The organism is Vibrio sp. 1562 (genome assembly GCF_033340155.1).
Taxonomy (GTDB): Bacteria; Pseudomonadota; Gammaproteobacteria; order Enterobacterales; family Vibrionaceae; genus Vibrio; species Vibrio alginolyticus.
Genome location: NZ_JAWOVY010000676.1, coordinates 1 through 546, shown reverse-complemented (window position 1 = coordinate 546; position 546 = coordinate 1). Strand labels below are relative to the sequence as shown.

At 47.6% G+C, this 546-nt stretch carries 1 pseudogene; it reads left to right on the top strand.

Annotation, left to right across the window (positions count from 1 at the left end):
- Positions 1-462: pseudogene (locus R7Z49_RS27025) on the top strand (threonine synthase); the annotation flags it as partial.
- Positions 463-546 lie beyond the last annotated feature (84 nt).

The window sequence follows — 546 nt, the reverse complement described above, 5'->3', positions numbered from 1 at the left end:
AATGACACGGTGCCTCGTTACCTCGAAACGGGTAAATGGGAGCCAAAACCAACGGTTGCAACCACTTCAAATGCGATGGACGTGAGCCAACCGAACAACTGGCCGCGTATCGAAGAGCTATGCCGTGTGAAAGAGTGGGGCCTAGAGACACTAGGTAAAGGCGCAGTTTCTGATGAACAAAGCGCACAATCAGTAAAAGACTTGTACGCATTAGGCTACCTATGTGAGCCACACGGTGCGATTGCTTACCGTGTATTGGAAGAGCAACTACAAGAAGGTGAAACGGGTCTGTTCTTGTGTACTGCGCACCCAGCGAAGTTCAAAGAGGTTGTAGATGATATTCTTCAGACGGATATCGAACTGCCTGCACCACTAGCTAAACATGCTGCGATGGAGTTGTTGTCTGAAGATCTTGATGCGGATTTTGATGCACTAAAAACAGTATTACGCCGCGTTCAGTAACCAAAACTGAATATGCGATAAAAGGTGGGGCATTGTCTCCGCCTTTTTGTTTTTATAGGGCTGGTCTCGGGCAGAAATCGAACA